The 13,124-nt window shown below is 74.0% G+C and carries 9 protein-coding genes; 2 read left to right on the top strand and 7 right to left on the bottom strand.

What is annotated here, in order from left to right:
- Nucleotides 1–34: 34 nt before the first annotated feature.
- Genes mnhG through ACK8OX_RS03275 form a run of 7 tightly spaced genes read right to left on the bottom strand, consistent with a single transcriptional unit; the run spans nucleotide 35 to nucleotide 6,545 of the window.
- Nucleotides 35–412, bottom strand: a complete 378-nt coding sequence (mnhG, locus tag ACK8OX_RS03245) for a monovalent cation/H(+) antiporter subunit G (protein WP_430662484.1) — start codon at nucleotides 410–412, stop codon at nucleotides 35–37.
- Nucleotides 409–690: a K+/H+ antiporter subunit F gene (locus ACK8OX_RS03250; RefSeq protein WP_430662485.1), complete on the bottom strand. Its 282-nt coding sequence runs from the start codon at nucleotides 688–690 to the stop codon at nucleotides 409–411. The genes mnhG and ACK8OX_RS03250 overlap by 4 nt, the downstream gene beginning before the upstream one ends.
- Complete coding sequence (locus ACK8OX_RS03255) at nucleotides 687–1,175, bottom strand: Na+/H+ antiporter subunit E (RefSeq protein ID WP_430662486.1); 489 nt, start codon at nucleotides 1,173–1,175, stop codon at nucleotides 687–689. The genes ACK8OX_RS03250 and ACK8OX_RS03255 overlap by 4 nt, the downstream gene beginning before the upstream one ends.
- Nucleotides 1,172–2,767 (bottom strand): monovalent cation/H+ antiporter subunit D, encoded by a 1,596-nt coding sequence (locus ACK8OX_RS03260; RefSeq protein ID WP_430662487.1) that lies wholly within the window; start codon nucleotides 2,765–2,767, stop codon nucleotides 1,172–1,174. The genes ACK8OX_RS03255 and ACK8OX_RS03260 overlap by 4 nt, the downstream gene beginning before the upstream one ends.
- Nucleotides 2,764–3,108 (bottom strand): Na+/H+ antiporter subunit C, encoded by a 345-nt coding sequence (locus ACK8OX_RS03265; protein WP_430662488.1) that lies wholly within the window; start codon nucleotides 3,106–3,108, stop codon nucleotides 2,764–2,766. The genes ACK8OX_RS03260 and ACK8OX_RS03265 overlap by 4 nt, the downstream gene beginning before the upstream one ends.
- Entirely contained in the window at nucleotides 3,108–6,065 is a 2,958-nt protein-coding gene (locus tag ACK8OX_RS03270) for a monovalent cation/H+ antiporter subunit A (RefSeq protein ID WP_430662489.1), read from the bottom strand. The genes ACK8OX_RS03265 and ACK8OX_RS03270 overlap by 1 nt, the downstream gene beginning before the upstream one ends.
- 9 nt (nucleotides 6,066–6,074) lie before the next feature.
- Nucleotides 6,075–6,545, bottom strand: coding sequence for a PTS sugar transporter subunit IIA (locus ACK8OX_RS03275; protein ID WP_430662490.1), 471 nt, complete (start codon nucleotides 6,543–6,545; stop codon nucleotides 6,075–6,077).
- Nucleotides 6,546–6,895: 350 nt separating this feature from the next.
- Here ACK8OX_RS03275 and ACK8OX_RS03280 point away from each other — a divergent pair, with 350 nt between their 5' ends.
- Together ACK8OX_RS03280 and ACK8OX_RS03285 are read left to right on the top strand one after the other, a co-directional pair.
- A complete protein-coding gene (locus ACK8OX_RS03280; RefSeq protein ID WP_430662491.1) occupies nucleotides 6,896–9,586 on the top strand; it encodes a hypothetical protein in 2,691 nt (896 codons plus the stop codon).
- Nucleotides 9,586–13,119, top strand: a complete 3,534-nt coding sequence (locus tag ACK8OX_RS03285) for a DUF6603 domain-containing protein (protein WP_430662492.1) — start codon at nucleotides 9,586–9,588, stop codon at nucleotides 13,117–13,119. The genes ACK8OX_RS03280 and ACK8OX_RS03285 overlap by 1 nt, the downstream gene beginning before the upstream one ends.
- The last annotated feature ends 5 nt before the right edge of the window (nucleotides 13,120–13,124 follow it).

Here is a 13,124-nt window from a genome sequence, read left to right on the forward strand (position 1 = left end):
CCGACGGCTTCGTGATCGCTCGTGCCGGGCCGGTTCAGTCGCCGGGCGTCGTCACGCCCGGCCGGGGTTCGGGTGCCGGCGGCACGTCCGGATTGCCCTCCTGACGGTCGCGGTAGAGCGCGGCGCGCGCCAGCAGCATCAGCGTGACGGGGGTGGTGACCACCATGAAGGCCGCGATCAGGATCTCGTGCAGCACGAAGCGGGATTGCTGCACCGAGAAGAACAGCATCGAGGCCAGCAGCACGGCGCCGATGCCGAGGGTGGTGCCGAGGGTGGGGGCGTGCATGCGTTCGTGGAAGCTCCGCAGCCGCAGCAGCCCGACCGAGCCCACCAGCGCCAGCCCCGCGCCCGCCAGCAGCAGGGCTGCGACCGGAAGCGCCGCCCAGGCGGGGAGGTCCGCGCCCGCCGTCACTCGATGACCTCGCCGCGCATCAGGAACTTCGACAGCGCCGCCGTGGCGACGAAGCCGAGCAGCGTCATCAGCAGCGCCGCCTCGAAGTAGTGGGTGCTGCCGGTGCGGATGCCGAAGACCAACAGCAGCATCGCCGCGTTGACGTAGAGCGCATCGAGCGCGAGGACGCGGTCCTGCGCGCGCGGCCCGCGCAGCACGCGCCAGCCCGCGCAGCCCATCGCCGCCGCCAGCAGCAGTTGCGCCACCAGCACGGCGCCGCCGAGCAGCGCCGCGGTCATTCGAAGATCTCCATCAGCCGCCGCTCCCATTTCTCCTTGACGATGCGGACCCACTCCTCCTCGTCCACCAGGTCGAGCACATGCAGCAGCATGGTGCGCGCACTGGCGTCGTAGTCCACCCAGACCGTGCCCGGGGTTGCGGTCAGGATGCAGGCCAGCGCGGCCAGCCCGTGCGGGCTGCGCAGGTCGAGCGGGATGCGGACGAAGCCCGACCGCCGCCCAGCGGTGGCGGGCCCCAGGATGATCCGCGACACGGCGAGGTTGGACCGCAGCACCTCCGCCAGCACGTCCCGCAGCAGGCCGGGGATGACGGCAAGCCGGCGCAGCCTTGCCCCCGGCAGGCGCAGCGCCGCCGCCGCGCCGCCCCCCGCGAGGGCGAGCACGGCGCCGAGCAGCAGCGAGGCGGGCGATGCGCCGGTCTGCAGCAGCAGCCAGAGCAGCAGCAGCGACAGCGCCAGGACCGGATAGGGCAGCCACCGGGTCATCGCGCGTACCCCGCCGCCTCGGGCACGTCCATCACGCCGCGCAGGTAGCCGGCCGGGGCGTGCAGCGCCTCGGCCGCCGCCAGCATGTAGTCCATCGCCGGCCCGGCGCCGACCGCCAGCCCGGCGCAGAGTGCGAGCAGCAGGGCGACGGGCGCGATCTCCACCAGCGCCACGCGCGGCGCACGGGCGGCGGGCGCCGCCCAGAACACCTCGATCCCCGCCCGCACCATGGCGATGACGGTCGCGAGGCCGGAGAGCACCAGCGCCGCCACGACCAGCCAGGTCGTGCCTGGCGCCTCCGCCCCGCCCGTGCCGAGCAGCGGCGCGAGGATGGCGAATTTCGCGAGGAAGCCGGACAGCGGCGGCAGCCCCGCCAGCAGCAGCGCCGACGCCAGGAAGCCGAGGCCGAGGATCGCGACCGTGCCGGGGAAGGCGACGCCGGCTTCCTCCGCCTCCGCCTCATCGCCGCCCGCGAAGGCCTCGCGCGTCACGGCCAGCACGTCGGCCCCCACCTCGCGCCCACGCTCGACCAGCTCGATCAGCAGGAAGAAGGCGCCGATCGCGAGGACGGAGCTCGCCATGTAGAACAGCGCGCCGCCGGTCACCGCCGCCTGCCCGGCGCCGATCGCGGTGAGCAGCGTGCCGGAGGAGACCAGCACGCTCGCCCCCGCCAGCCGCGGCAGGTCCTGCGTGCCGAGCGCGGCGACCGACCCGAAGGCGATGGTCAGCAGCCCGCCCGCCAGAAGCGCCTCGGCCCCGAAGCCGGCCGAGGCCCCGCCCTCCGCGCCGAACAGCAGCAGCCAGACGCGCAGCACGGCATAGACGCCGACCTTGCTGAGGACCGAGAGGATCGCCGCCGCCGGCGCGGCCGCCGCGGCATAGCTGCCCTGCAGCCAGAAGCCGAGCGGCCATATCGCCGCCTTGACCAGGAACGCCACCCCCATCACGGCCAGCCCCGCTTCCAGCAGGGCGCGGTCGGCGGCCGCCACGCCGCGCATCCGCGCCGCCAGGTCGGCCATGTTGAGCGTGCCCGCGATGCCATAGACGACGCTGACGCCGATCAGGAACAGCAGCGACGCGACGAGGTTGACGACGATGTAGTGCAGCCCCGCCCGCACCCGCGCCGTGCCGGTCCCGTGCAGCGCCATCCCGTAGGACGCGGCGAGCATCACCTCGAAGAAGACGAACAGGTTGAACAGGTCGCCGGTCAGGAAGGCGCCGTTCAGCCCCATGAGCTGGAATTGCAGCAGCGGATGGAAATGCGCCCCCGCCCGGTGCCACCGCGCCAGGGAGAACAGCAGCGCCGCGAGTCCGACCGCCGCCACCAGCACCAGCATGAGCGCCGAGAGCCGGTCCAGCACCAGCACGATCCCGAACCGCGCCGGCCAGTCGCCGAGGCGATAGACCCGCACGTCCGGCACGTCCGCCGCGAGCAGCAGCGCGACCGCCAGCGCCGCCAGCAGCAGCGCCGAGCCGAGGCCGAGCGCGACCGTCGCCCCCCGCCAACGGTCCCCCGCCAGGACCATCGCCGCGCCCGCCAGCATCGGCACGACGATGGGCGCGATCACCAGGTGGTCGGCCCAGCCGGTCACCGCCCGCGCTCCCGCCCGTCGACATGGTCGGTCCCGGTCAGGCCGCGCGCGGCCAGCAGCACCACCAGCAGCAGCGCCGTCGTGGCGAAGCCGATGACGATGGCCGTCAGCACCAGGGCCTGCGGAAGCGGGTCGGCATGGGTCGCCAGCGAGCCGGCCTCGCCGCGTTCCAGGATGGCGGCGGCGCCGGTCCGCAGCCCGCCGGTCGAAAAGATGAACAGGTTCACCGCATAGGACAGCAGCGACAGCCCGATGATGACCTGGAAGGTGCGCGGCCGCAGCAGCAGCCACACGCCGGACCCGGCGAGCACGCCGATCGCGGCCGACAGGATCAGTTCCATCAGCCTTCCCCCGCCGCGGTCGCCGGCGCGCGCGCCGCCTCCGGCAGGGCCGGGGCGGGTGGCGTCGCCCGGTGGCCGCGCACCGACTGGTGCGCGAGGGCGACGAGCATCAGCAGCGTGGCGCCGACCACCAGCATGAACACGCCGATGTCGAAGACCAGCGCGCTCGCTGTCGGGACCTTGCCGACCACGGGCAGGTCGGCATAGCCGAAGTAGGAGGTCATGAAGGGCCGCCCGAAGGCCAGGGCCGCAAGCCCGGTCCCGCTGGCCACAAGCAGGCCCGCGCCCATCCACAGCCGCGGGCGGATGAAGCGCAGGCGTTCCTCGGTCCAGTCGGTGCCGCCGACCATGTATTGCAGGATGATCGCGATCGCGACGACCATCCCGGCCGAGAAGCCGCCCCCAGGCAGGTCGTGCCCGCGCAGCAGCAGGAAGGCCGCGACGACCAGCATCACCGGGAACAGCAGCCGCGTCAGCGTGAAGGGCACCTGCAGCCAATCCGCGCCGGGTCGGGAATCGTCCGGCCCGGTCACGGCGGCGCCGGCCGCGCGCTCGCCCTGGTCGCGCTGCTGCTCGGGGATGCCGAGGCTGTCCGGCGCGGGGCGGAAGCGGCGCAGCAGCGCATAGGTGGTCAGCGCCACCGCCGCGACCACGAAGATCTCGCCCAGCGTGTCGAAGCCGCGGAAATCCACCAGGATGACGTTCACCGCATTGGTGCCGCCGCCTTCGGTGTAGGCGCGTGCGAGGAAGTCGCGCGCCAGCAGGTCGGGCGGCGTGCGGGTCATCACGGCATAGGACAGGGCCGCGAGCCCGCCGCCCGCGCCGATGGCGATGGCGAGGTCGCGGGCCCGGCGCGTGCGGGTCAGCACATCCTGCTCGCGCTCCCCCGCGGCCGGCAGGCGCTTCGGCAGCCAGCGGAGGCCGAGCAGCAGCAGGACGGTGGTCACCACCTCCACCGTCAGCTGCGTGAGCGCGAGGTCGGGCGCCGAGAACCAGACGAAGGTGACGCACACCACAAGCCCCGCGCCGCCCACCAGCATCAGCGCCGCAAGCCGCTGGTACTTGGCGACCCAGGCCGCCCCCAGGGCGCAGGCCGCGCCCACCGCCCAGACCAGCGCCAGCACCGGGTCGACCGGGGAAGGCGGCAGGTTGCCCGGGCCGAAGCCGCGCAGCCACACCGCCGCGCCACCCGCAAGGAAGGCGGCCGCGACGATGAGGCGAAGCTGCGGCTGCAGCCGCCGCGTGCCCGCCAGGCGTTCGGCCCCGCGGGCGACCCGCCAGGACAGGAAGACCATCGCGCGTTCGAAGATGCGCCGCGCCTCGACCCGGCGCAGCAGCGGCGGCCCTTCCACCCCGCTCAGCAGCCGCCGCTGGAGCAGCAGGTACAGCGCGACGCCGCCGGCCAGCGCCAGCACGCTCATCAGCAGCGGCAGGTTGAAGCCGTGCCAGACGGCCAGGCTGTAGGCCGGCACGTCGGCGCCGAGCACCGACCGCACGGCGATGTCGAGGAAGGGACCGACCGTCGCCGCAGGCAGCACGCCCACCATGATGCAGGTCAGCACCAGGATCTCGACCGGGAACCGCATCCAGGTCGCCGGCTCGTGCGGGGAGCGCGGCAGGTCGACGGGGTCCGGGCCGAAGAAGGCGCCGTGGATGAAGCGCAGCGAATAGGCGACGCTGAAGGCGCTGCCGAGCATGGCGGCGAAGGGCAGGATGTTGAGCAGCCCGGGCAGCGGCGCGTCGGCCGACAGCGCCTCGGCGAAGAACATCTCCTTCGACAGGAAGCCGTTCAGCAGCGGCACTCCGGCCATCGCCGCGGCGGCGACGAGCGCGAGCCGCGCGGTGAAGGGCATCGACCGGTTGAGGCCCGACAGGCGGCGGATGTCGCGCGTGCCCGTCTCGTGGTCGATGATGCCGGCAGCCATGAACAGCGATGCCTTGAAGGCGGCGTGGTTCATGATGTGGAACACCGCCGCGACGAGCGCGAGTTCGCTGTCGAGCCCGAGCAGCAGCGTGATCAGGCCGAGATGGCTGATCGTCGAATAGGCCAGCAGCCCCTTCAGGTCGTGCTGGAAGATGGCGATGTAGGCGCCGACCAGCAGGGTCACCAGCCCCGCCGTGCCGACCAGCAGCGACCAGGCGTCGGTGCCCCCCAGCGCCGGCCACAGCCGCACCAGCAGGAACACGCCCGCCTTCACCAGCGTGGCCGAATGCAGGTAGGCCGAGACCGGCGTCGGCGCCGCCATCGCCTGGGGAAGCCAGAAGTGGAACGGGAACTGCGCGCTTTTCGTCAGCGCGCCGAGCAGGACCAGCACGAGGGCGGGCAGGTAGAGCGGATGCGCGCGGATGCGGTCGCCCGCCGCCAGCACGACGTCGAGGTCGTAGCTGCCGACGATGTGGCCCAGCACCAGCACGCCCGCGAACAGCGCCAGCCCGCCTGTCGCCGTGACGGTCAGCGCCATCCGCGCCCCGTCCCGCGCGGCCGCCGCGTGGTGCCAGTAGCCGATCAGCAGGAAGGAGAGGAGGCTCGTCAATTCCCAGAAGAAGACCAGCTGCACCAGGTTGCCCGACAGCACGACCCCCGTCATCGACCCCATGAAGGCGAGCAGGAAGGCGAAGAAGCGCGGCACCGGGTCCTCGGCCGCCATGTAGTAGCGCGCATACAGCACGACGAGCGCGCCGATCCCCGTCACCATCCCGGCGAACAGCCAGCCCAGCCCGTCCATCCGCAGCACGAGGTTCAGCCCGACCGAGGGCATCCAGGCGACCTCCGCGCGCAGCACGCCGCCCGCCGCGACGGTCGGGTAGGCCGCCCAGACGAGGCCGAGCGCCACGAGCGCGACCCCGCCCGCAAGGGCGGCGGCCGCGTTGCGCGCGGCGGTCGGCAGCAGCCCGGCCACGAGGGCGCCGGCGAAGGGCAGCCCGACCAGCGCGAGGAGGAGAAGTCCGTCACGCATTGCCGCCGCTCATCCCGCATCCTCGGCCGCGCGGCCGTAGCGGTCGAGCAACGACACCGCCTCCTCGGCCGAGGAGGCGGCGCGGAGACGGCGCAGCGCCTGCGGCTCGCGCAGCGCGCGGCAGGTCTCGGCAAGGGCGGGCAGGAAGCCCTGCGCCTCCGCCTCCGGCCACAGCACGAGGATGACGAGGTCAACCGGCTCCTCGTCCCTCGCCTCGTAGTCGATCGCGCGGCGCAGCCGGGCCAGCAGCATCAGGGGCGGGCTGTCGCCCGCCAGGCGCGCATGCGGCAACGCCACGCCGCGGCCGAGAGCGGTGGAGCCCAGCGCCTCGCGGTCCCGCAACGCCTCCAGGATCTCCGCCTGCGGCCGGCCGAGCCGCCGCGACGCCTCGGCGGCGAGGCCGTCGAGGAGGTCGCGCTTGCTGGCGGCATCCCAGCCGAGGATGACGTCGCCGGCGGACATGCGGTCGCTGATCGGCATCTTCTCCTCCAGACCCGGCGTGGCGCCGGCGCCCGGGGGCCGCATGCACCGCGGACCGGCGATGCCCTCGCTTAGCAAGCTGATTACCGCGCAGCAATCCAGCCCGGCGTCGCACGCCGCCCGCGCGTCCCGCAAACCGGCATCCCGCGCCTCACGCATGAATCCTCCCCGCGCCTCACGCACGAATCCTCCCCGTGCCTCACGCACGAAGGCTTGATCACGAGACGGTGGACGAAAGTCCGGTCCCGCATGGTCATATCAGCTCCGGACAGCGTGGGGGTGCCGCGACTTGGCTGGCATCGTGGCTGCGCAGGGATGTCTCGCGGTCGCCCGGATGCCGGGGGCGGGCGATGGGTGACCTTCCTCTCCTCCTCGCCGGGCCGATCCTGCGGCGGCTGGATGCCGGGACCGTCACCGTCTGGGTCGCTTGTCGCGAACCCTGCCTCGTCAGCCTCAGCCTGTTCGAGGGCGAGGCCACCTCCTCGGCGCCCGGCCAGGCCGACGGCGCGGCCGCGGTCGGCGGCGGCATCGCCACGACGCGGCGCCTCGGCGACAGGCTGCATGTCGCACTCGTCCGCGCCGGCCGGCCGGCGGACGCGCCCGCGGCGCCGGAGACGCCGCCGCTGCAGCACGGCCACCTGCGGCCCGGCGCACGCTACAGCTACGACGTCGCCCTGCAGCCGCAGGGCGGCGGCGCGGTGGAGAGCCTGCTGACGCTCGGCCTGCTGGAGGATGACCCGAAGGGCGACGGCGACCCGCGCAAGATCGCCGGCGTCTCGCCGCTCGCCCCCCGCCACCTGGCGCTCGGCGGCGGCGGGGGGAAGCTGCCGGGCTTCGTCGCGCCGCCCCTCGCGCTCGGCGAACTCCGCATCGCCCATGCCAGCTGCCGCAAGCCGCACGGGTCCGGCACCGATGCGTTGTCCTGGCTGGACGATGCGCTGTCGGGCAAGGTCGGCGACCCGCCGGTCGCGCTCGGCCGTCCGCACCAGCTTTTCCTGACCGGCGACCAGATCTACGCCGACGACGTGCCGACCGCGCTGCTGCACATGATCCAGGACCTTGCGGCGGATCTGATGGGCGGGGCGGAGCAACTGCCGACGCGGGCGGGCGCACCGGGCGACGTCACCCCCGCCACCGCGCCGCCGCTGCGCCGCACGGTGCTGATCCGCGGGGAGGGCGGCTTCACCTCGGTCGAGGCGCAGAACCACCTGCTGACCTTCGGTGAATACGCGGCCATGTACCTGCTGGCCTGGTCGCCGCTGGCCTGGCGCCCGGTCCCCACGCTGGCGACCTGCGCGGCCGAGGCAGCGACGCCGCCCGGCCCCTTCCCGCTGACCGACCTCGACGCCCTGCTTCCGCCCAAGGGCGGGCCCGGCCTTCCGGGACGCATCGAGGCGACGCTCGGCCCCGATTTCGAGGCGGAGCGCCAGCGGCTGCGCGTCTTCGCCGCGACGCTCGGCAAGGTCGCGCGCGTGCTGGCCAACATCCCGGTCTGCATGATCTTCGACGACCACGACGTGACTGACGACTGGAACATCAACGCGGCCTGGGAACGCCGCGTGCTGGCCAAGCCGCTCGGTGTCGCCGTGATGCGGAACGCGCTGGTGGCCTACACCTTCTTCCAGGCCTGGGGCTCCGACTGGCCGTCCTTCGAGAAGGAGGGCGCGCCGAACCGCAGGCTGCTGGAGGCCGCGACCGCGTGGCTCGCCACCACGCGCGGCCGCGACGCCGCGCGACAGGATGAGCTGGACGCGCTGCTCGGCCTGACCGCCGCGTCCCGCCGGCCGGAGGCGAAGGAGGGGCGCGCGGCCTTCCACTACCAGGCCCCCGGCGGCGTCCATGTCGTGCGCGTGCTGGACAGCCGCACCCGCCGCACCTTCCCCGCCGGCGGCGTGGAGCCCGCGAGCCTGCTCGGCGACACGCTGGAGGACCAGGTGCCAGACGCCCCCGCCCGCAACGCCGCGGAGGTGCTGCTGGTGATCTCCTCGACCCCGGTGCTGGGGCCGGAGATCATGGAGCGCATCATCCAGCCGCTGGCCGTCCGCGGCTTCGACGTGGCGCGCGCCTGGAAGGGGGTGGCGGAGGATGCGGATGCGCAGCCGCGGGACGGCAAGCCGGCCGGGTCGGCGCTGGCCTTCGCCACCGGGCGCACGCGCGGCGACTTCTTCGCCGACACCGAGACCTGGCCCTCCAACGAGGCGGCGCTGCACGCGCTGCTCGGCCGGCTGGCGAACCATCCGCGGGTCGTGGTGCTGGGGGGGGACGTGCATTACGGCCTTTCGCTGGCGATGGACCGCTGGGGCCGCAAGGACGGCGCGTGGGAGGCCGCGCGCATCGTCCAGCTCACCTCCTCCGCGGCGCGCAACGCGCTGCTGCCGGCGGCGGAGGCGATCTATCGCGGCTGGCACTGGCTGAACCTCTGCATGGCGCCGGCGGGGCTGGAGGGGCTGGGCTGGAAGGGCCGGCCGAAGCTGCGCCTGCCGGACGGCGCCGACCTCTCGGTCCTGCAACGGCGCCGGCTGGAGGAGGAGCCGGGGCTGCTGCGCGCCGCGGGCTGGCCGCCTGGCGTGGCGGAGGACCCGGCGACCCCGCCCGACTGGGCCTGGCGCCTGACCACGGCGCGCGATGGCCGTCCCGACGCCGAACGCGGCCCCGCGCTGGAGGAGGCGGCGGCGCGGATCGCCGCCGCGGCGGGGAAGGCGGCCGAGGCGCCGCGGGGCCTCGACCGCGCGAAGCGGGTCGCTGGGGCGCATGCCGCCGCGCTCGCCGACCGCTTCATGCCGCTGCGCGAGGCGGTGCTGACGAACAATGTCGGCATCATCGCCTTCCAGGTGAACGATGCGGGGGAGCCGGTGGCGGTGCTGCACGACCTCCTCTCCTCCACGCGCCGCGACTACCCGGAGGACAAGGTCACGCCCATCCCGGCCGAGCGGCCCTTCGGCTTCGCCGCCGACCTGTCGAAGGGCCATCCCCATACCCGCTTCGCCGTCCCCCTCGGCGTCGCGGGCACGCGGCCGACACTGCCGCCGGGGGCGCCCTGATGCCCGCGCCGACGCAGGTTCCCGGGCCCGTCGGCGCGCTGCGCGCCTGGACGCGGCTGGCGCTGGACGCGATGCGCCGCGCGGCGGAAAGCCCCGCGCTGCTCGCCCATGTCCGCCGCGAACTCGGCTTCCAGGCCGGCCCGCCGCCCGACACGGCTTCTCTGCTCGACGACATACGCCTGCAGGAGAAAAAGCTGACGGAGGCCGAGGACGCGGCCCTCGACGACGCCCTCGCGGAGATGCTGCAGGGCTTGGGCGAGGTGCGGCGCCTGGCGGAACGGCTGCTCGGCGCCGGCGATCTCGGCGACAAGGCGGCGGACACGGTCTATGCGCTCTGCACGCTGCTGGCGGCGGAGACGGTGCGCGCGGAAATGCCGCTGCTGCATGCCGCGCTGCGGCTGCTGATGCTCGGCTACGAGAGGGTGGAGGAGGCGCCGCGGCTCGATCCCGTCGCGATCTTCAACCGCCTGTCCGGCCGGTCGGAGCGCGAGGGGCTGCGGCGCTTCGGCGGCACCGACGCGATCTTCGGCATCGCCGGGCCGGCGCTGCTTGCGGTGCTTCGGCAGGCTGCGGCGCGCACCGCGCGGGGCCCCGCGGATGTGGCGGCGCTGCCGGCGGGCGCCGTCTACCTCTCCCCCGGCGCCACGGGCGGGATCTCCTTCGCGAGTGGGTGGGAACCGGCGCCGGCAGCCACCCCGGCCGATGCGGAGGTGGCGGAGCTGCTGTCGCGCGCGCTCAGCGCCGCCTTCGCCGGGGCGCTGCACGTCAAGGGCAAGGACGGACCGGCTTCCACGACCGAACTGGAATTCGTCCTCGGCGCCCTTCCGCTCGACGCCGCGGATGGCGGGCCGGGCGTGCTGTTCCGCATCGGCAAGCTGAAGGCGAGTGGCGAGCTGGAGCTGCCGAAGCCCGAGGGCAGCCTGGCCAAGCGCAAGCTGAAGCTGAAGGCGCAGGAGGGTTCGGGCGCGACGCTGCTGTGGCGCACGGATGACAACACGGTCGATTTCTCGGCCGAGGGCGGGGACCCGGACATCGAATTGTCGGTCCGTGCGGAGGGCCTGCCGGATGCGCCGGCCTTCCGCATCGGCAAGGCCGGCAAGTCCCGGCTCGACCTCCGCAGCGTCGCGCTCGGCGGGCGGGCGGGGAAGGGCGGCACCGCGCTGTTCCTGAAGGTCGAGGAAGCGGAGCTCGTCCTGCAGCCCGGCGATGCACCCGGGCTGGTGGGCGACATCTTCGGGGCGCTCGGCGCGGGCAAGCTCACGGCGCGGGTGACGGTGGAATTCCGCCTGGATGCGAAGCGTGGCTTCCTGCTCGACGGCGCGGCGGGGCTGAAGATCCGGCTCGCCTCCGGCCTCGGCCTGGGCGGCGCGGGGTCGGTCGCGGCCATCCGCGCGGAGTACATCGACCTCGAACTGGGTCCGGGCAAGAAGGGGGGCGTCGCGCTCGGCATCCGCTCGGCGGGCGGCTTCCGCCTTGGGCCGCCGGCGCTCGGCCATGTCGGCGCTAGCCTCGACCGCTTCGGCTTCGATGTCGAATTCGCCGGCAAGGACGGGACCGCGCTGAAGCTGCAGCCGCCGAAGGGCATCGGCGTGTCGCTCGACCTCGGCCTGGTCAGCGGCGGCGGCTACCTCCTGCTCGATTTCGAGCGGGGGGAATTCGCGGGCGCGCTCGACCTCACGCTCTGCGGCTGGATCGCGGTGAAGGCGATCGTCATCCTGTCCACGCGCCGGCCGGGTTCCACCTTCGGGGAGGACCCGCCGCCCTACGCCTTCTTCGCGCTGGTCCATGCCCGCTTCCCCGGCGGGCTGGAGCTGTTCCTGCGGCTCACGCTCAACGCCGTCGGCGGCATGATCGGGCTGCACCACGGCTTCGACCACGCCGCGCTGCTCGCCGCACTGCCGAGCGGCGCGATGGACGACGTGCTGTTCCCCGAGAACCCGGTGGGCGACGCGCCGCGCATCATCTCCACCCTCAGGACCGTCTTCCCGGTCCGGCGGGACGCGATGACGATCGGGCTGATGGCGGAACTCGGCTGGGGGTCGGACCAGCTCTCCTCCGTACGGCTCGGCATCATCCTGCCCTTCGACAACTGGGGCGGCGACCGGCGCACCTCGCTCGACCGCATCATCCTGCTCGGCCGGCTCGCCATCGAGTGCTTCCGCAGCCTGCCGGACCCGATCCGCTTCTCGATCAAGGCGGACATCGTGGGGGAGATCGAGTTCTCCCCCGCGCGGGTCAGGCTGTACGGGCAGCTGCGGGACAGCCGGCTCGGGCCCATCGCCATCCAGGGCTCGGCCGCGCTGTCCTTCGGCTTCGGGGAGAACGCGCATCTCCTCGTCTCGATCGGCGGCTTCCATCCGCGCTTCGAGCCGAAGCCGGACTGGCTGCCGCCGATGGACCGCATCGGCGCCACCTACGACATCGGCCTGGTGAAGGCCTGGGTGCGCGGCTACTTCGCCGTGGCGGCGGGCACGCTGCAGTTCGGCGCGGAATTCGGCATCCGCTACAAGTTCGGCCCCATCGCGATGGGGGCGAGCTTCGCGCTCGACGCGCTGATCCACACCAGCCCCGCCTTCCGCTTCGAGGTGTCGGTGCGCGGCGCGGCCGACATCAGCTTCCGCGGCCGCCGGCTGCTGGGCGTCGCCTTCGACGCCACGCTCTCCGGCCCCGGCCGCTGGCGGCTGAAGGGCTACGCCGAGGCGAAGATCCTGTTCTTCACCGTCGAGGTGCCGATCGACGAGAGCTGGGGCGACGAGCCGGCGCCCCAGCCCCCCGTCATCGCGCTCGCCGAGGTCAGGGCGCGGCTGGAAGGCGACATGGCGGCGCGGGAGAACTGGGTGGTGGCGCTGCCCGCCGGCACGCCCACGGTGCTGACCTTCGGCGCCGGTCCCGCCCCCGCGCCGGGCGAGATCGTGGCGCATCCCTTCGCGCATCCCGGCTTCGTGCAGCGTCGCCTGCCGCTCGGCATCCAGCTGCGCCGGCTGGGGAGGTCGCCGGTGGAAGGCGCGCCGCGGCTCGGCCTGCCGGTGCTGTCGGTGAACGGGGCGGCGCTGCCGGGTGCGGAGACGCTGACCGAGTTCTTCCCGGTGGCCGAGTACCTCGACGTGCCGGAGAACGAGAGCCTTACCCGCCCGGGCTTCCAGCGCATGGCGGCGGGCGTGCAGGCGGCGGGCGGCGGCGGCTTCCGCTGCCCCGCGCCGCAGGCGGTGACGGTCGAGTACGAGGATGTGCCGCTCGGCGGCGAAGGGGGCCTGGCCACCGCCTTCGTGCCGGAAGGGCTCGCGCTGCTCGACCTGCTCGCGGATGCGCTGGCGGCACGGCCGGACCTGCGGCGCGCGGCGCGCTTCGCGGTGCCGAAGCCGGCAGCGGTGCGCGTCAAGGCGGGCGACTGGTCGGTGGCGGAGGCCGGCACGCTCGCGCCCCGTGCCTCGGGCGCGCCGGCCTGGGCCGCGGCCTCGCCCGCGGCGCTGCGCGGGATGGGGGCGGTGCCCGCGGGCGCGCTGCTGGTCGAGACCTTCGAGCTGGCGGGGTGAGGCGG

This window comes from Falsiroseomonas sp. CW058, assembly GCF_050563535.1.
Taxonomy (GTDB): Bacteria; Pseudomonadota; Alphaproteobacteria; order Acetobacterales; family Acetobacteraceae; genus Falsiroseomonas.

Bases quoted from the DNA above. Each gene is read 5' to 3' on its own strand.
- ACK8OX_RS03270 (WP_430662489.1), bottom strand. From the start codon at position 6,065: ATGCGTGACGGACTTCTCCTCCTCGCGCTGGTCGGGCTGCCCTTCGCC.
- ACK8OX_RS03250 (WP_430662485.1), bottom strand. From the start codon at position 690: ATGACCGCGGCGCTGCTCGGCGGCGCCGTGCTGGTGGCGCAACTGCTG.
- ACK8OX_RS03285 (WP_430662492.1), top strand. From the start codon at position 9,586: ATGCCCGCGCCGACGCAGGTTCCCGGGCCCGTCGGCGCGCTGCGCGCC.
- ACK8OX_RS03280 (WP_430662491.1), top strand. From the start codon at position 6,896: ATGGGTGACCTTCCTCTCCTCCTCGCCGGGCCGATCCTGCGGCGGCTG.
- ACK8OX_RS03265 (WP_430662488.1), bottom strand. From the start codon at position 3,108: ATGGAACTGATCCTGTCGGCCGCGATCGGCGTGCTCGCCGGGTCCGGC.
- ACK8OX_RS03255 (WP_430662486.1), bottom strand. From the start codon at position 1,175: ATGACCCGGTGGCTGCCCTATCCGGTCCTGGCGCTGTCGCTGCTGCTG.
- ACK8OX_RS03275 (WP_430662490.1), bottom strand. From the start codon at position 6,545: ATGCCGATCAGCGACCGCATGTCCGCCGGCGACGTCATCCTCGGCTGG.